14 protein-coding genes are annotated in these 18,511 nt (G+C 41.6%); 7 read left to right on the forward strand and 7 right to left on the reverse strand.

The window, feature by feature from the left end:
* Positions 1-216 precede the first annotated feature (216 nt).
* On the reverse strand, positions 217-1,116 hold the full coding sequence (locus tag B3E92_RS21375) for an SPL family radical SAM protein (protein ID WP_286898231.1): 900 nt from the start codon (positions 1,114-1,116) through the stop codon (positions 217-219).
* Between the two features lie 300 nt (positions 1,117-1,416).
* On the opposite strand from B3E92_RS21375, the gene B3E92_RS21380 reads away from it, so the two are divergent.
* Positions 1,417-2,283 carry a cold-shock protein gene (locus tag B3E92_RS21380; RefSeq protein ID WP_286898233.1) on the forward strand — a complete coding sequence of 289 codons (867 nt, stop codon included), beginning with the start codon at positions 1,417-1,419 and terminating at the stop codon, positions 2,281-2,283.
* Between the two features lie 115 nt (positions 2,284-2,398).
* On the opposite strand, the gene B3E92_RS21385 is transcribed toward B3E92_RS21380, so the two are convergent.
* Together B3E92_RS21385 and B3E92_RS21390 are read right to left on the reverse strand one after the other, a co-directional pair.
* Positions 2,399-4,159, reverse strand: a complete 1,761-nt coding sequence (locus B3E92_RS21385; RefSeq protein ID WP_286898234.1) for an alpha-L-fucosidase — start codon at positions 4,157-4,159, stop codon at positions 2,399-2,401.
* A 12-nt stretch (positions 4,160-4,171) separates the two neighbouring features.
* On the reverse strand, positions 4,172-5,455 hold the full coding sequence (locus B3E92_RS21390) for a Gfo/Idh/MocA family protein (protein WP_286898235.1): 1,284 nt from the start codon (positions 5,453-5,455) through the stop codon (positions 4,172-4,174).
* Between the two features lie 348 nt (positions 5,456-5,803).
* Here B3E92_RS21390 and B3E92_RS21395 point away from each other — a divergent pair, with 348 nt between their 5' ends.
* On the forward strand, positions 5,804-6,673 hold the full coding sequence (locus B3E92_RS21395) for a DMT family transporter (protein WP_204991028.1): 870 nt from the start codon (positions 5,804-5,806) through the stop codon (positions 6,671-6,673).
* Positions 6,674-6,843: 170 nt separating this feature from the next.
* On the opposite strand, the gene B3E92_RS21400 is transcribed toward B3E92_RS21395, so the two are convergent.
* On the reverse strand, positions 6,844-8,526 hold the full coding sequence (locus B3E92_RS21400; RefSeq protein ID WP_286898236.1) for an FAD-binding dehydrogenase: 1,683 nt from the start codon (positions 8,524-8,526) through the stop codon (positions 6,844-6,846).
* Between the two features lie 331 nt (positions 8,527-8,857).
* On the opposite strand from B3E92_RS21400, the gene B3E92_RS21405 reads away from it, so the two are divergent.
* Complete coding sequence (locus B3E92_RS21405; protein ID WP_112376052.1) at positions 8,858-9,841, forward strand: aldo/keto reductase; 984 nt, start codon at positions 8,858-8,860, stop codon at positions 9,839-9,841.
* A gap of 9 nt (positions 9,842-9,850) precedes the next feature.
* On the forward strand, positions 9,851-10,828 hold the full coding sequence (locus B3E92_RS21410) for a cyclase family protein (RefSeq protein ID WP_286898239.1): 978 nt from the start codon (positions 9,851-9,853) through the stop codon (positions 10,826-10,828).
* Between the two features lie 284 nt (positions 10,829-11,112).
* On the opposite strand, the gene B3E92_RS21415 is transcribed toward B3E92_RS21410, so the two are convergent.
* From B3E92_RS21415 to B3E92_RS21425, 3 genes are all read right to left on the reverse strand, one after another.
* A complete protein-coding gene (locus B3E92_RS21415; RefSeq protein ID WP_286898242.1) occupies positions 11,113-12,099 on the reverse strand; it encodes a Gfo/Idh/MocA family protein in 987 nt (328 codons plus the stop codon).
* Positions 12,100-12,191: 92 nt separating this feature from the next.
* Complete coding sequence (locus tag B3E92_RS21420) at positions 12,192-12,674, reverse strand: YdeI/OmpD-associated family protein (protein WP_115050467.1); 483 nt, start codon at positions 12,672-12,674, stop codon at positions 12,192-12,194.
* A gap of 19 nt (positions 12,675-12,693) precedes the next feature.
* The gene (locus tag B3E92_RS21425) at positions 12,694-13,650 is read right to left on the reverse strand and encodes an aldo/keto reductase (RefSeq protein WP_201640178.1); all 957 of its coding nucleotides are present in this window, start codon (positions 13,648-13,650) and stop codon (positions 12,694-12,696) included.
* Positions 13,651-13,958: 308 nt separating this feature from the next.
* Here B3E92_RS21425 and B3E92_RS21430 point away from each other — a divergent pair, with 308 nt between their 5' ends.
* The 3 genes from B3E92_RS21430 to B3E92_RS21440 all read left to right on the forward strand — a co-directional run bounded on the left by B3E92_RS21430 (position 13,959) and on the right by B3E92_RS21440 (position 18,361).
* A complete protein-coding gene (locus tag B3E92_RS21430; protein WP_112376049.1) occupies positions 13,959-14,999 on the forward strand; it encodes a sensor histidine kinase in 1,041 nt (346 codons plus the stop codon).
* Complete coding sequence (locus tag B3E92_RS21435) at positions 14,989-15,678, forward strand: LytR/AlgR family response regulator transcription factor (RefSeq protein WP_286898245.1); 690 nt, start codon at positions 14,989-14,991, stop codon at positions 15,676-15,678. Before B3E92_RS21430 ends, B3E92_RS21435 begins: the two co-directional genes overlap by 11 nt.
* Positions 15,679-15,832: 154 nt before the next feature.
* Positions 15,833-18,361 (forward strand): TonB-dependent receptor domain-containing protein, encoded by a 2,529-nt coding sequence (locus tag B3E92_RS21440; RefSeq protein WP_286898248.1) that lies wholly within the window; start codon positions 15,833-15,835, stop codon positions 18,359-18,361.
* Positions 18,362-18,511 lie beyond the last annotated feature (150 nt).

Genomic DNA, 18,511 nt, shown 5'->3' on the forward strand with positions numbered 1-18,511 from the left:
TTAAAAGCTAAAATTCAAACAGTTAGCATACCTAAAAACCTGTATTTATTACGGAATAAGATTGCTTTATTAAAAAGATTAGAATCAAGACCATCACATTCAACTTAAATGGCCTATTAATAAGGAAAAAACGCAAAAGGCTCAACTTAACACACATCACAGAGAAGGAGAAAAAGCTACTTTGGTATTGATCAACCGCCAAAAATACCCAGGAATTTATAAGGGATCATTATTCGTCAGCCGGTCCCTAAGTCCATATTGCAGACATAGTCCCTTAACCTTTTCCGCAAATGCCTGTCGATAATAGCTAGGAAGTTTGCCGTCCGCACCAAACAATCGTTGATATTTTTCCACGAGTTGTGGATAGTGTTTTTCAACCGCACGCATAACCAACGTCCGATTGTCACCAGGATCAGAACCATACAAGGCCAAGGTTGCTGGAAAAATATAATTTGCATCAATGGATCGAAAAGTCCCAAACATCTGATCAAGATGAGTTCCGGTATCCGAAATAAAGGGCAACAAAGGGATTAAACTTACGCCACTACACAATCCCATCTTACGTGCTTCACTCAATGTATCCAAACGAAGCTCAGGCGATGGTGCACCTGGTTCAAATATGCTGGCAATTTCCATATCGATGGTTGAAAAGGAAAAAGTAATAAAAGCGCGATGTGTCAATTTACCCTGCAGATCCAATGGAAGTATCGCTTCAGCATCGATCTGCTTCAACAAATCAAAATCCCGACTTACTAGATCCGATTTGGTGATAATATGCACTGGAAAACGATAATGTAGTATAATTTCCAATAATTGCCGCGTCAGTAGCTCGGTTTGCTCAAATTGCAAATAAGGATCCGTTGCAGACGACAATACAATTATTCCATATTGTTTTTTACGGGCACGAAGCGCTAGGGCTCGGTCCAACAAATCCACCGCATTGCGCTTTACACTTAGCTTTTCGGCCATATTAATACCATATTTACTACCTCTGATATAACAATATAAACAATTGAACGAGCATCCGCTATAAGGGTTAACGGTGTAATCGTCAAGAAACCAAGGATCTCTTTGTTTTGTTTTATTGAGAATAGATTTGACAATTACAGACTGCATAGGATACGTTATATTATTGAACGATTTTATAGAACAGATTTCAACAGATTAAGTTAGCTCAAAATTACGCCTAGGCGACAAAAAATGCTATGAAATTATTCTCTCAATCGATTTTTCAAAACGCCTTTTGACTCCTGTCCAATTCCGTCCCACTAATTTGATTGTCGCTTTCTATTGAAATTACGAACATTTTGGCTGTTTAGAAAGCGTTCTTAACCATGTAGACTAAGAATCCATCGGATCCGTTAAAAGTCTTTCACGGCAAATAATTACAAATATTTCATTTTCAATGCATAATAAATGCATTTATTCATTACCTTTATGCTATTGAAACAAAACTCAACTCCAGCCATGTTTATCGGCGCTGTCAAATGGTTCGACAATAACAAAGGATTTGGTACTCTTGCGTTACCTTCCGGAGAAGAACTCTTTGTGCATATACGCAGGTTTAAAGTTCCTCCAGGACATGTTATTCAACCTGGAGAAGTTATTGTCGGAGACAAGAAACCTGACCCAAAAAGAAGCGGTTATCTCGCTCAGAACTGCAGGATTCTCAAAAGGCCCGAAGACTGGAAATTCGTCATCTCGCTCCTCGACAAAGAACACACCGTGCTCCTCCCCGATAGCCACGGTCGAGAACAAAAGCACAACTTAACCTCATTAACAGCAAGACAACTTCTAAGAATCCAGCCCAAAGAACATATATTGGCTATGCTTACCGCTAATTTTGATGTTCATTTCAATAGCTCGATTTTCATTCCTTATGCTGAATTGATAGACAAAAGCATTACCGGTGTTTTTGAGAAGGAGGCAGCTTGCGATCTACTTTCCAAGGTGTTCGAATACTTTGGAAAACATGTCTCGCATCAAATTCTATTTCGTGTATGGAAGGAAAGCATGTTTAGGTATATCGGCTATCCGGCAGAAGGCGACTACGAAATACCTGAACTTGTATTTAATCTGAATGCCACGGAAATCGATTGTGATGATCTTGCGAGAATCATCACGTATAGCTTTGGCAAATCTTTTTGCAGTGATTTTGTAAATGCTTTATTTGAAGACATAGAAACAATGGACAAAAAAGATATCGAACCTTTGTTACCGTATCTTGAGTTTTTGGAGAATGAGGATTCTATTGAGAAAATACAGACTCTTATGCAAGACTAGCTGAATCGAATGCCTGCCTAAAAATCCCTGTTTGATTTTTTTGGGAATATCATCAATTAAGGCAGAAAGCACAGAAATTGATGACTGAAAAACCTGTAAAATAGACAGCAGCAGCCTATTCTACAGGTTTAAATCGAAGTGCACTGAGACTGACCTTGTCACCATCACCTTCAAGAAATGAAACAGTAACGCTGTATCTTCCTGGGGCTTTAAATTTCATCCATCCCCATGGGTACCAATTATACCCAGAAGCGGCGGCTTGTTGATTCTGCACGATCTCTCCAGTCGAGTTTTCAATCTTCCACACCACTCTCCCCTGCCCCGTATAATTTAGATCAACTTGATAATAGCCTGGCTTAACAATGTCTATAGCATACGTTAGTTTACTTTGACCAGTCCATTGCCCTACTTGAACCACATGTTTCCATTCACCGAATTTCTCCATCCAGGATTTCCCGGTTTTATGGCATCCTTCAACTTCGGCAAAGTCTACAGGAAGAATTGTCTCCATCGCCGGATCGACACCCAACATTTTATCAATAAGAGGTGTCCCCTGCATAACGACCTCAATCACAGAAACCAGTGGATCTGGAGCTACCGATGGGATATTGATCTCCAACCATTTTCCATCGGTCGTATAATTTAACTTTTTCTTCCCATCTGCGTTTAAAAGATTGATCGACGTTATCCCCTTTGTTAGGCCCGGAACAAACAACTTTCCATTAGTTGGCCAGTGATAGACCAATAATGAAATTTTACGTCCTTGTACAGTAGCATCCCCCCAAGGCAAAGCGTGCCCCCAAGGTGAAGCTTGCGCACCATAAACGGCCGCTGGATACTTTCGGATCCACGCACCAGCACCACGCAAAGCTAAGCTCGCTGGCTCAGGAATAGTCCCATCTGGTTTAGGCCCAACATTTAACATGTAAGTCCCGCCCCGGCTAATAGTCGACAATGTACGAGACAAGATTTCACGGGCACTCTTCCAATTATTGTCGTACCAAGCATACCCCCAAGAGTCATTGGTTACATCGACTGCCTCCCAAAGACCTGGAACATTCTGCCGTGGTACTTCCATATCCCCCAAAGTAGAATAATCACCAAGTCCGTGTCCAACACGTCCCGACACGTAAGCCCCAGGTTGATTTTTATGAACCAATTCGACAAGTTTTTGGGCGTATTTCTTATCCATCCCACCAGGCGTATCGAACCAGACCAATTCTATCGGCCCATACTGCGTCGTAATCTGGTTCACCTCAGGATAGCATTTCTCCCAAAAATAATCGTCAAATGTTTTCGAATGACCGGCTGCGTCCACCTTGGGACCTCCATTTCCGCCGGGATAAGTCCAGTCCTGATTTTGCGAATAATAGAAGCCAAAACCGATCCCCGCTTCCTTACAGGCTTTCGCGAGCTCAATCATCGGATCACGTTTAAAATCGGTCGCCTCAACAATATTAAACGAATTCACTTTCGAATGAAACATCGAAAATCCATCGTGATGTTTGCTCGTAATCACGATATAGCGCATCCCCGCATCTTTTGCAAGCTGTACGATCGCCTTAGCGTCAAAATGATCTGGATGAAATGACGCCGCCGCGGCCATGTAGTCAGCGACGGGGATATTGGCCATGCTCTTGTTCATGAGCCATTCCCCTATGCCATAAAACGTTTTCCCCTTCCAGGTATTTGCCAGCTGCGAATAGATTCCCCAATGGATAAACATCGCATATTTGCCGTCACGGAACAGTTTCCCTCTATTTTGGGAAATGGAATTTTTTCCTCCTTGACCATCCCACATTTTTTCCATCTGTTGCGCCGAAACTTGCTTTGCAGACAATGTCGCCAGAGCGAGACCCAATACGATACCTTTCATACCCATATTTCCTTACACTTTAGGCAGATTATAGCCATTATGATAAACTTTCACTAAGTACCCGTCCGCATCTTTATCATTGAAACTGCGCTTTTGTTTGTCCCAAAACAATTTCTTTTTAGAACGGTATGCAATATTTCCCATCTGTGAGAATATCGCAATATGAGCCCCCGCTTCTATCGGAGCATGAAGACCTTCTACTGATTTCTTTCTAACAGCTTCAACGAAATTAACCATATGCTTGTCCAGTCCATTGTCCTGCGAACGTTGGAAAGAGACAGCGTCCATTCGTCCTTTCTCGGGAATAACTTCCCAGCCTTCACGATTAACGACCAAGGTACCATTATTACCAATGAAAGCAACGCCGTGAGTCTTCTGATAAGGGCCCAAATCTATACCTGTCGCCTGTTCCCATTGAACATTAAATCCATCAAACTCATACACCGTTGTTAGACTATCTGGTGTTTCAGCGGCGTCGTCGGGATAAGCAAATTTACCACCAGCAGCCATTACCGAAACAGGATCTGACACTTTCATTCCGATCAGCGCATAATCCAACATATGTACACCCCAATCGGTCATTAGGCCACCCGCATAATCCCAATACCACCTGAAATTGAAGTGAAAACGATTGGGATTAAATGCACGTTTTGGGGCTGGCCCCAACCATTTATCATAATGTACTCCAGTAGGAACATTAGCGTCTGCCTGAACCGGAATACTCTTCATCCAACCTTGATAAGCCCAAGCCTTAACAAGGCGTATCTTCCCCAATTTTCCGCTATGAACAAAATCCATCGCATCTCTAAAATGTTGTTGGCTTCGTTGCCACTGCCCTACCTGTACAACACGTTTATACTTTTTAGCAGCTGCAACCATAATTTCACATTCCCGAATGGAGTTGCCAATTGGTTTTTCGACATATACATCTTTTCCTGCCGCAACAGCATCAACCATTTGCATGCAATGCCAATGATCGGGCGTAGCGACAATAACAACATCAACGTCATTTGCTTTCAGAAGATCTTTATAATCGATGTAAGTCTTCACATCAATATTGCGTTTCTTTAGTTCCTCAGCGCGATTCTTCAAAACATTTTCATCGACATCACATAATGCCGTACACTGCACGCCTGGTACTTTCAAGATAGCCTTCAGATTAGACCAACCCATACCGTTGGTACCGATCAGCCCCACACGGACCGTATCAGCTTGAAAACCGAATACTTTCGTCTGTGCAAAAAGTGCCGATGCAGCCAACAGACTCGTATTTCGAATAAATTCTTTCCTCTTCATTGTTTAGTTTGGTTTATATTGATATTGCATATTCAATACTAGGAAGACGATTATCTTGGGCATCCCCCTAGTGAGATCACTAATATAAGATTTAGTCTTTAGGATGAAGAATATTAATCCAACAAAATGGCTGAAATAAAGGACTTTGAATACCGTAGATAATTTCTATATTTGTTAAAAACTAGCATAAAACCATGGACTGAAGAACTTGTCTTTCTCCACCAGCAAAATAACATAGCGCAATGTCAAACGAATAATGACATCTGATCAGGAGCAAATTCGGATGATACAAGGATTGACTATTTATTTAGCTTTTAAATTTCCCTTTATGGGAAAGACATTTTTCTTATGAAAAAATCATATTTAGTACTTCATACCGCGGTACTGCTCGCAGGCTTCACCGGAGTTTTCGGCAAACTCATTACCCTCAATCAGATACCACTCGTGTGGTTTAGGGTTTTACTTTCAACACTCATTCTTTTCGTTGTCCTCAAATTATTCAAGATTGAGCGATTAAAATCGACAAAAGATATACTGAATATTGCAAGAGGTGGATTATTGCTCACCATCCATTGGATATTTTTCTATGGAAGTATCAAGTTTTCCAATATTTCCATTGGCGTAGTGTGCTATTGCCTGACCAGTTTTTTCACAGCCATTCTAGAACCTATCATCAATAAAAAAAGATTTAGTGCGGCGCAGCTGATGTTAAGCATGTTGACCTTGATCGGAATCAGTTTAATCTTTCATTTTGATAGCTCTTATCAAGTGGGCATTATTTTGGGTGTAATTTCAACTATTTTCGCGGCCCTATACACCATCTACAATGAGCGATTGGTCAAACAATATGATAGTAAATTACTCAACTATTATCAAATGCTTAGTGGCACCATTGTATTGGGACTTGGACTGCCTATTTTCTATTATTTATTTCCCACCGAACGTTTTATACCAAGCTTTTCTGATGGGATCTATTTAATCTTGCTGTCTTTATTTTGTACGGTTGGTCTTTATGTTCTTTTTGCCGAATCGCTCAAGAAGCTATCTGCATTTACGGTCAATTTGAGTTTCAATCTTGAGCCCATCTATTCGATTATCATTGCTTTTTTATTCTTCAACGAAGGCAAACAAGTCAATGCTTCCTTTTATGTGGGGCTCGCTTTTGTACTCGTTTCTGTTCTTCTTCAAACGCTGCGCTCTATCCAGAAAAAAACTTAATAATTTCTTACTCTGATCTGAATAGGCAAACATCGCATTGATTGCCTACTAGAAATGTTGTTTTAACGTTAAATGTAACCACCGATGGCCTGGGCCGACGCTATCCGGCAACAACATCGGATGGAAAAGCTGGCATTATAAAGAAAAGGATCGACTTTCATAAACATTTTTTAGGTAAATGCTGCCTTTGGCAAACGCGCAATATGTTGTCCGGCTTTCATGCCTGAGAATATACAACCGCCCAAGAAAGTACCTTCTAACGCTCGATAACCATGCATGCCGCCACCACCAAATCCAGCCACCTCGCCTGCTGCATACAAACCCGCTATCACCTTGTTATCCTTTGTTAGTACTTGCGAATGGAGATTCGTTTTGAGACCGCCTAAGGTTTTACGCGTCAACACATGGAGACGTACCGCAATGAGCGGTCCATTTTCCGGCGCCAGGATTTTATGGAGGGCTGCCACCCGACCTAATTTATCACCAAGGTAGTTTCGTGTATTTCGAATGTAATTTACTTGCGTATCCTTTGAAAACTTATTATCGACCTCCCGGTCACGCGCTTCAATTTGCGTTTTAATCGTTTCATAATCCAAAAGATCTTCGCCTGTCAAACGATTCATACGAGCGACCAAATCCTTTAGATTGTCCGAAACAATAAAATCAGGTCCCTTTTCCTTAAAAGCCTCAACTGGTCCAGGTGCATTTTTCCCAAAAATGCGTTTCAAAAATAACCTATAATCCTTGTTGGTGATATCCGGATTCTGTTCTGAACCTGAAAGAGCAAACTCCTTTTTGATAATCTTCTGTGTCAGGATAAACCAGGAATAAGAAAAGCCTGTCTCTTGCAGGTGCCTGAGTGTACCCAAGGTATCAAATCCAGGTAAATAAGGAGCTGGAAGCCTATTACCGCGGGCATCAAACCACAATGAAGACGGCCCAGGTAAAATACGGATGCCGTGCATAGGCCATATTGGATTCCAATTTTCAATCCCTTCCGTATAATGCCACATGCGATCGCGGTTTATCATATGAGCCCCAACCTCTTCGGCAATTCCAATCATTTTTCCATCGACATAGGCGGGAACACCTGAAATCATTTGCACTGGTGCTTTCCCTAATCGTTCAGGCCAATTTTCGCGTACCAATTGATGATTTGCTCCAATCCCTCCCGAAGCAATAACGACCTGATCTGCATAATATTCAAACGCTGCAAGAATATTTCTGTTGGTAGCAACACCCCTTGCTTTGTTATCATCTTCCAAAACATCGCCCGCAATTCCGATGACCGCGCCATCTTGCGTTAGCAATTTTGTCACGCGATGTCGAAAGCAAAACCGCAGCAGACCTTTTTCCTGCGCAGCAAAAGCTTTATCCACAAAAGGTTTCACAACGCCAGTTCCAGTCCCCCAACTAACATGAAATCTAGGAACGGAATTACCATGCCCCGAGGCCGATCCGTCACCGCGCTCAGCCCAACCGACCATAAACATCAGCTTAATACCGAGCTGAGCGACGTAAGCAGCCTTCTCTTCCGTCGCAAATTTCAGGTAGGCCTCTGCCCATTGTCGCGGCCAATAATCCTCCTCGCGGTCAAATCCTGCAGTTCCCATCCAGTCCTGCCGAGCCAGTTCAAAAGAATCCTTGATGCCCATACGACGTTGTTGAGATGAATTGACAAGAAAAAGCCCACCAAAGGACCAATAGGCCTGACCACCAAGATTTTCAGCTGTCTCCTGATCTACAAGAAGCACTTTCTTACCAGCATTGGTAACCTCCATTGCTGCTGTAAGCCCTGCTAAACCCGCTCCGATAATAATCACATCAGGTTTAAATTGTTCAACTGTTTGCATAGATATTCTTTTACTGAACGGTTATCCCAATAAAAATGTAAGTACTAACAAGACCTACCACACTATATAAATCTACTAGTTTGTGTAGGAATGTACAAGAAAAAGTTAACAGAAATCTGCTGGCGCTTTTCAAAAAAAGACGCTAGTGTTATATTACAAAAATAATAGAATAACCTATTTTAAATTATTTTAATAATAAAAAATAGCGTTATAACTTTGTGCCATCAATCATTCTGATAATAGTAAGCATCCTTTCGAACAGATTTATTTAGTAAAAAAAGGTGCATCAGAACGACAAATAAAATTTAACAAGAGACATAAAAAATAAAAAATGGAATACAGAAAATTAGGAAAAACAGATTTAGAATTATCAGCAATTACGTACGGAGCTTTTGCAATTGGCGGCAACATGTGGGGCGGCAATGAAAAGAAAGATTCTATTGATTCTGTGAAAGCATCGATCGACAACGGTGTCACTACATTAGATACAGCCCCGTTTTATGGCTTTGGTTTGAGTGAAGAAATGATCGGTGCGGCAATTCAAGGTTATGATCGGACCAAAATACAGGTATTGACCAAATTTGGTTTGGTATGGGACGGTAGTAACCAAGGAAAAGGTGAATTTTTCTTTGACGCAGAAGAAGCTGGTAAAACTATTCCAGTTTATAAATATGCATCAAAAGCTAGTGTAATTCAGGAAGTAGAGAATAGCCTAAAACGCTTACGCACCGACTATATCGATCTACTACAGATTCACTGGCCAGATAGTACGACTCCGATTTCCGAAACGATGGAAGCCTTGGATCTTCTTTTACAACAAGGTAAGATCCGTGCTGCCGGCGTCAGCAATTATAGCGTTTATCAAGTTTCAGAAGCACGAAAAACCCTCAAAATAGCGAGTAATCAAGTTGGTTACAGCATGCTGAACCGAGGTATCGAACAGGACCTTGTTCCTTACGCAAAGGAAAATGATCTAGGTATCATTGTATATAGCCCTATGGAGCGTGGTTTGTTAACCGGTAAATATTTCAATACGGGTAAATTAAAAGAAAACGATCACCGCAATGGTTATTTCCAACAATTTGATCTGGCCAAGGTAAAGACCTTCTTGGATACCATCAGTCCAATTGCCGCAAACAAAGGTGTCACGCTTTCCCAATTGGTATTACGCTGGACTAGTTTGCAGCCGGCGATCACTGTGGTCTTGGCAGGTGCCCGAAATGCAGAGCAGGCCATCGCAAATGCGCAGGCCATCGACATCACGCTTACCGCAGAAGAACTATCCTTTATCAATCTTGCATTAGCAAAAATTTAATATTCAACGATGAAAAAATTCAATCAGTTGACAGTACTCCTCATGGGGGTACTGTCACTCACAGCATTGCAAAGCAATGCGCAAAATAAAACACTGTTGGTAGACCCAACAGATAGTACATGGCATCATGCTGCTTATGGTAAGAACGACGAGATCGGAGCTGCCAATTTAATATCACCAGAATTGGTGCTACAGTCATTAAAACTTGTCAAAAAGGGAAAAACTGTCCCTCTTGCTGTCCCTGTAAACAAACAGCTTCCAGCTTTCCGCCACCGTAGTTTTAACTTGTATAATATACAACCCGGAGAACAGGCTGGTGCAACACTTGGTCCCAATAATTCCACTTTCAACGACGAATTGGTAAATGCCTGGACCGGTGTCGGCACCCAATTGAACGGTATTGGACATATCGGAATCAACAATATCTACTACAATGGCAACAAAGCGCAGGATTTCGTTACGGTAGAAGGCGTTAAAAAACTTGGAATAGAAAAAGTCCCACCACTGGTAACCCGTGCTATTGTCTTGGATATGACAGCCTATTATGGAAAAGATATCGTTCCCGGTGGTACAGAATTTACCGTTGAAGCCATTCAATCGGTGTTAAAAAAACAAGGGATCACGATCAAAAAAGGTGACATCGTCTTATTCAACACAGGTTGGTTAGAATTGATCGGCAACAACAACCAACAGTTCCTGGAAACTGAACCCGGTATCGGTATGGATGCAGCAAAATGGCTAGCAGATCAAGGTATCGTTGCTTTTGGTGGTGACACGTGGGCATCTGAAGTATATCCAAACCCCAATACCAACGAGGAATTTCCAATCAATCAGTTTTTATTGGCCAAACGTGGCATATACAATCTTGAATTAATCGATACACGCCCCTTGGTAAAAGAAGAAGTCTGGGAATTTCTATTTGTCCTTGGACAGCCCTTATATGTAGGATCCACACAGGTCAATGTCAATCCAGTAGCGATCTATTAATTGCTTTTAAGATCAGTTCGGTGCACCTCTTTATGGCACCAACTTAGAACTCATTGCTCCAATGGGTCCATTCAAAAGAAAGAATACTTAATAAAACCTTCATAACTTCGCAGACACCAACAGTAATGAAAGCAAACTGAAGGTTCTTTGTGGCCAATAAGATCAGACACTGTCAGAAAAATTAAGCCTATTTGGAAGACCAAAATCATACCTATCTTCCAAATAGGCTTTCCATTATACCTGCTTCATCCTTAAAGACTACAGCTTATCAGCAAAGCAAAATATTATTGCCTTATTGTCGAAAAGTTATCGATGATCTGCATCAGGACCAAGGCTTCCTCAATCGGAGATGGATTTGGCCCAATGCCGCTGAAATACTCTACCGCACGCGAAATCATCGGCAATTGAATATTTTCGGGATGGTCAAATCTGAATTCCTGCTCTCCATCCCCTGTTTTGATAACAACTGAATTTCCAAAAATGGAAAAACAAATACGACCAAGGCTTCCAACAATTTCACAACTGTCTACCTGATTTTCTTTGGCAACATTAAAACACCAACTTCCATTAAAAACAAGCTGGTTATTAAATAAAATGGTCCCTGTGGTCTGATCGGCAACAGCACTGTCCTTATCCTGAATTAAGCTAAAACCATCGTATGAAATCGGCATTCCAAAAAAATAGAGCATCAAATCCAATTGATGAGGGGCTAAATCAAAAAAGTAGCCGCCGCCCGAAACAGCAGGATCAGTACGCCAATCTCCGCCACTTTTAGTTACCAGGTCGGGCGTTCTGCTTTGCCATAAACGGAGTTGCACCGTCCTTAGCTGGCCAATTTCACCGTTTTCAACAAGCTCTTTAACCTTTAGAAACAAAGGCAATTGTCTACGGTAATGCGCAACAACCAATTTCCCGTTACTGCTTTTTACTTCCGCCAATAATGATTCAGCCTCTATCGCATTTAACGTAACTGGCTTTTCAACGTAAACAGATTTCCCTTTACGCAGGGCAGATAGTGCATACGCGAGATGAGAGGACGGTGGCGTTGCGACATAAATCGCATTGAGATCGATATTATCAAGTAAATCGTCAGCGTCTGAATACCATAGGGGTACCTGATGTCGCTTAGCATAATCAGCAGCTTTCGCCGCATCCCTTCGCATGACAGCCATTAGCTGACTATTATTTATCCGATTAAACGCAGGTCCACTTTTTTTTTCTGTGACATCACCACAGCCGATGATACCCCATACTATTTTAGGATTGTCCATAAGTATATTCAAATTATCACTAAAATTCTAACCAATCCTCCCTATATCTGGCCGTAATTACAGGACATACATGGAAGTACTGGTCTGAGTTCTTAGGGCTTTTCACGCCCCACAAATCGATTTTTACCCAATAGAAAACCGATCGCCCTTTCGATGTTTTTTCTTCGACTATCCGCAGTTTTTAAGTTAGAAATATAACGGATAATTTCCTTTTGCTTTGATGGAGACAATCCATCAAACACCTTTAGTGCATCCTTATTTAGCGCAAATGCTGCTTCGAGTTCTGGATGAGGCAAAATAGTCCGGTCTTCCGGATCAAAAGCGATTGTTATGGTTAAGGTCTCGCCGATTCGTTTCGGCGAGTTCGCCAATATAACCGTGTTAATGTACAGTCTCCACTCCCCCTTAAATCGCAGCAAGGTCTGAACATAATCTTTTTCATTAACTTTTCCCTTCACAGGAATATAACCTTTGTTCATTCCCGCATCCTTAAATAGGTTTTCCAGAATATCAGCAGGAACAAAAACAAAAGGATTGATACCGATAATTTCCAATTGTGCTTCAAAGGCAAACATGACACGATCAATTAGGTGATTAATTATACTTCAGAATAGCATCAATAAGTGCCAATTCATCCGCCGTAAAGTCTAGCCTGTCCAGGGCCTTGAGTGAATCAACCAGTTGCTCACTATTTCTCGCCCCTACCAAAACGGAGCTTACACGTTCATCTTTCAACAACCATGCAATTGCCATTTGAGCCAATGTTTGGCCTCTTTGTATCGCCAGATTATTCAACCGGTCTATCTTCTCCATCAATTCAGCAGTGATCATGTCACTTTTCAAAAAATGCTCTTTCGAAGCGCGCGAATCTGCCGGAATGCCACCTAGGTATTTATTGGTCAACAGTCCCTGTGCCAAAGGAGAGAAAGCGATCGCTCCGATTCCTTCTGCCTGCAGCACATCCAAAAGCCCTTCCTCGGGCGTCCGCACCAACATCGAATATTTAGGCTGATGAATAAGGCATGGTGTCCCCATTGCACGCAATAACGCAGCAGCTTTCTGAGCAAGATCAGGAGGATAATTGGACAAACCCACATAGCAGGCCTTTCCTTGATGAACAATATCTCGCAATGCGACCATCGTCTCTTCCAACGGTGTATTCGGATCCGGTCGATGATGGTAAAATATATCCACATAATCGAGCTTCATCCGTTTTAAGCTCTGGTGTAAGCTGGCCATCAAATATTTACGACTTCCCCAGTCACCATACGGCCCCGGCCACATGGTATACCCCGCTTTAGTGGAAATTAAAAGTTCATCACGATAGCCCACAAAATCGCTACGCAATATATGTCCAAAGTTCTCTTCTGCACTTCCCGGAGGCGGACCATAATTATTGGCAAGGTCAAAATGGGTAATCCCGTGATCAAAAGCGGTCACCAAAGTTTTGCGGAACACCGCTTGAATATCGGTTTCACCAAAATTTTGCCAAAGCCCCAATGAAATGGCTGGCAAGAGAATGCCACTCTTCCCACAGCGTCTGTAGGGCATATGCTGATATCGGTTTGGATTGAACGTCACGTTACAAAGTTTATACCTGCAAAATACAAAACTATTTCCAACAGTCCAGCCTATTTCCCGTTTTCGTGTTCTTTCCTGAACCTCTTTTTAACATCATTTCATTTAATAGCTGCTCATGTTTATAACACCATATCGATTGACAACAGATCATGATAACCTTCGGAGAACAGCTTTGATGAATAATTGTTTTTACCTATAAACGTATTTATTTTGCATATAAAAAGCAATTTATCTAAGTTTGGTCTTATCCAAAAGTAAGGGGATTAATTAGACATAACATGATCGGCAGATTCTTCAGAAAATTCTATTTACATATTGTCATCTGGACCATATTACTGCTTTTGCCCTTTATTACGTACCTCTACCAGCCGGATAAAATCGCGGATTTCAAGCCTTATTCGGCATTATCGCATTTAGTAAATATTGTATTCCTGGCTACTCATTTTTACTTGCACTGCTACGTTGTTGCACCCACCTATTTTTTTGGTCGCAGAAAGATCTTTGTACTATTAATGGCACTTGGATTCGCCACCTATGTAGCACTGAACTACTGTATAGTCTATTTTAATCCAGATGGAGAGCTAGCTCATCTGACCAAGGAAAATATTCTTTTCGTACGATTGGTCATCGGCCCGGGCATTATTTACTCACTCTGTATGATCACCTCTTCGATGATCTTTCTCTACGATGAGCAAGCCCGACAAAAGGAGCTCAACAAACAGATTGCGCTTGAAAAAACAACGGCAGAACTAACGATGTTAAAACTTCAGATCAGCCCACATTTCCTATTCAATACGCTCAATAATATCCGTTGGCTCATTCGTAAACAATCATCAGATTCCGAAGACACTATTGTTAAGTTGTCCGAAATGCTACGCTACATACTTTACGAAGTAGACGGTCCCAAAGTCGAGCTTTTTAAAGAGATCGACCATATGCGCAATTTTATCGCCTTACAGACCCTTCGTCTTCCTATTCAAGGAAATGTAGCACTGGATATCGAAGACAGAGTCAAAAACAGAATGATCCCCCCATTACTCTTCATCCATTTTGTGGAAAATGCATTCAAGTATGGTGTGGATAGCAAAACTGAACCACAGATACAGTTTCAATTTCAGGATACTCCAGGTGGCATTATCTTTATATCCCGAAATAGCATTTTACAACATACGGAACCGCGTCCAAACGAAGGGATAGGACTGACCAATGTACGCAGACGATTACAATTATTGTATCCCAACCGACATGACCTCAGGATCGGAAAAACCGATGCTGGAGATTTCGAAGTGACTTTAAAACTGATGACCGATGAAGATTAAATGTATACTAATCGATGATGAACCCTTCGCGCTCAACATTTTAGAAGACGACTTATTGAATTTTGAGCAAATCGAAGTCGCCCGTAAATTTAATGCGACGGCCGAAGCTGAAGACTATTTAAAAGATCACGCTATCGATCTGATTTTTCTGGATATTGAAATGCCCGATCAATTGGGTACGCAGTTTATTCGCGAACTCACTCCACGCCCCTTAGTTATCTTCACCACGGCCTATCACCAATATGCTGTTGAAGGTTTCGAGCTAAATGCCGTAGATTATCTGCTTAAACCCATTTCAAAAGAACGACTCGCAGCCGCAGTCCGAAAAGTGGAAGAAAGTATGCTGCTCCGTGCAAAACAGCTACCCGAACAGGATTATATTATCGTCAATGTAGAATACAAAAAGACGAAAATTTTTCTCCATGAAATCAGCTACATCGAAGGCTTGAAAGACTATGTGAAAATATACCTGGTCGACCGTGAATCGCCACTTCTTACGCGCAGCAACCTCCGAGGGATGGAAAAAATATTACCTACAGTCGATTTTCTACGCATACATAATTCCTTTATTGTCAACAAAAATCGTATTGAACGGCTCGGTCAAAGCAAACTCACCTTACCCGAAACTGCCCTTCCTATCGGTAAAAAATATATTAAAAATATCGAACAGTTTATCTAATGCTACAGGTACAAATTGAATCGATACAACTATCCGTTCGTCTACACATTCGCCGCTTCGGTCTACAGATGATTGCATAGCTAAAAAATCCTTTTCAAATTTGCGTACTATCGAACAGCCTAATCCGCGTAGCCGATAGCATAGCAAAGAAAAAATGAAAAGATTTATAGCAATAGCATTAATGGCAACTGCGGTTGCTTCTGTACACGCTCAAGCCCCTGCAGGTGGTCGTCCTGCTTTCGCCATGTCCGAAGGCCAGCTCTCCGGCCAAATTGTGGACGACAACGGGAAACCGATCGCACAAGCTTCCGTGAATTTATTGAAGGTCATCAAGGATCAAGCTACAGGTAAAGAAAGGGAAATTCTCGTAAAAAGTACCAGCTCTTCAGAAAATGGAAAATTCAATTTCGCAGCCATTTCACCAAAAGAAAAATGGAAGCTAAAAATTAGCTCTGTAGGCTATGCACCGATTGATCTAGCTGTAGACTATACCGATGGAAAAACAACCAAAGATATCGGCGCGATCAAACTGGAGAATGACAACCGTAAGCTCGATGAAGTCACCGTGACTGGCCGCAAGGCATTACTCGAAATGGACATCGACAAAAAAGTCTTCAACGTAGAGAAAAATATCGTCGCGGCTGGCGGTACAGCAATCGATGTACTCCGCAATATGCCTTCTGTACAAGTAGATATCGACGGTAATGTAAAATTGAGAAATGCAGCGCCAACGATTTTTGTTGACGGAAAACCGACCACGCTTACACCGGATCAAATTCCGGCTGATGTCATTGATAAAATCGAGATCATCACAAATCCATCTGCCAAATACGACGCTTCTGGAAGTATGGCCGGTATCCTCAATATTATTCTGAAAAAAAATAAGAAAGCCGGATACAATGGTATGGTCACCTTAGGTGGCGACCGCTTTGGCGGGACCAACTTTATGGGTAGTTTAAATCTGCGTCAGAATAAATTCAACATCTCACTGACGGGAATGAATATGCGCATGCGGACCAACACCGAGGGCGACAGCCACCGTACCAGTACAATTAATGGCATAGAATCGACAGTAGATCAAGATATCGAGGGCAAAACAAAAGGTATGATTACCTTTGGCCGGCTTGGCGTAGATTACGACTTAAGTCCCAAAACAACGCTATCTGTCGCCGGAGTGTTGGTTCAGGGTAAATTTAAGCCTAATGAAAATTCAGCAATTTCCACCACTTCAGGGGGCAGTACTTCAATGAGCGATCGCATTTCCGAATCTGAAAGAAGCTTTAAACCACGTGGCCTGCAAGCTGGTCTCGTCCAAAAATTCAAAACTGAAGGCGAAGAATTATCTGTCGATTTCAATTACTTTGGCGGCACCAACACATCCAATGGGCTATATACGACCAATTATCGCAATGCCAGCGATGAGGTCAGCGGTACACAGATCCAAAAAAACATCGGCTCCGGTGACAATAAATTCATGACTGTACAGGCAGATTATGTCAAACCGTTCAAAAATGGCATGAAACTCGAGACCGGTGTGCGTGCCCAGATCAATAAACTCAAAAACCTCAACACGAATTCCTTAAAAGCAGTGGATAAGGAGGATTTTGAAAATATCACCGCAGCTTCAGCGAACTATAACAATAAAAACAGTGTCTATGCAGCTTATGCATCACTTGGAGGAAATCTCAAAGACTGGGTATCCTATAAAGTTGGGTTGCGCGCAGAAAGCTCAACGTACGACGGCGAACTTTTGAGTACAAATGAAAAGTTTCACAACAAGTATCCCCTTAGCTTATTTCCTTCTTTGTTCTTAAGCAAAAAGCTAACCGAGAAAGACCAAATACAGATGAGCGTAACCCGTCGTGTCAACCGTCCGAACTTCTTTCAGCTTATCCCTTTTATTGACTACACCGACAGCTTAAATATTACACGTGGTAACCCCGATCTTGTACCAGAATTCACCACTTCGGGCGAACTTTCTTACAGTCGTACACATGGAAAAGGTACATTTTTGGCAACGGTATACTATAAATCTACAAACAACCTAATTACACGTTACCTGACACAGGAACTCAATCCGGTGACGAACAAAATGGACTTCATTAATACCTATATCAATGCCAATTCCAGCAAAAATTATGGGGCCGAATTCACGTATACCAATAATCTCAAAAAATGGTGGGATCTGACAGCAGACATCAACTTCTACAATTCTAAAATTGAAGTTGATGAGAAAACACCATCGGAAGGTATGTGGACAGTATTTGGAAAATTGAACAATACATTCAACTTACAGAAAAACTGGAACCTACAGCTTGCTTTTGAATATCAAGGTAAAACAAATATGCCCGTTACACAGGGCCAGACATTCGGCCCACCAATGAACCAGGCACAAAGCTCTTCCCAAGGCTATATCAAACCATTCTATGGTATCGACTTTGCCATCAAGAAAAGCTTCTTGAAAAATCAGGCTGCCTCCGCAACATTAGCCATCAATGATATCTTCAGAACACGTGGCAATACCATTGTTTCATCGGGTGAAGGATTCTCTCAAACCTATTATCGACTTTCCAATCCGCAGTTGATCAAATTGAATCTTTCCTACCGTTTCGGAAAAATGGATATGAACATGTTTAAGAAAAACAAAAACCAGAATTCAATGGAAGGCATACAAATGCAATAGCATGTGGATCATATCGCAATCAAAAGAAGCTGTCTCAAATTTATTGAGGCAGCTTTTTTATTAAATATGGCTATGCGATAGATTTGTGAGTTGTTTGTTGATTATTTCACAGAACTGTTCATTTGGGAAGAAAAAGAACAAAAAGTAGCT

This window comes from Sphingobacterium sp. UBA6317, from assembly GCF_002440385.1.
In the GTDB taxonomy this organism is placed as follows: domain Bacteria; phylum Bacteroidota; class Bacteroidia; order Sphingobacteriales; family Sphingobacteriaceae; genus Sphingobacterium; species Sphingobacterium multivorum.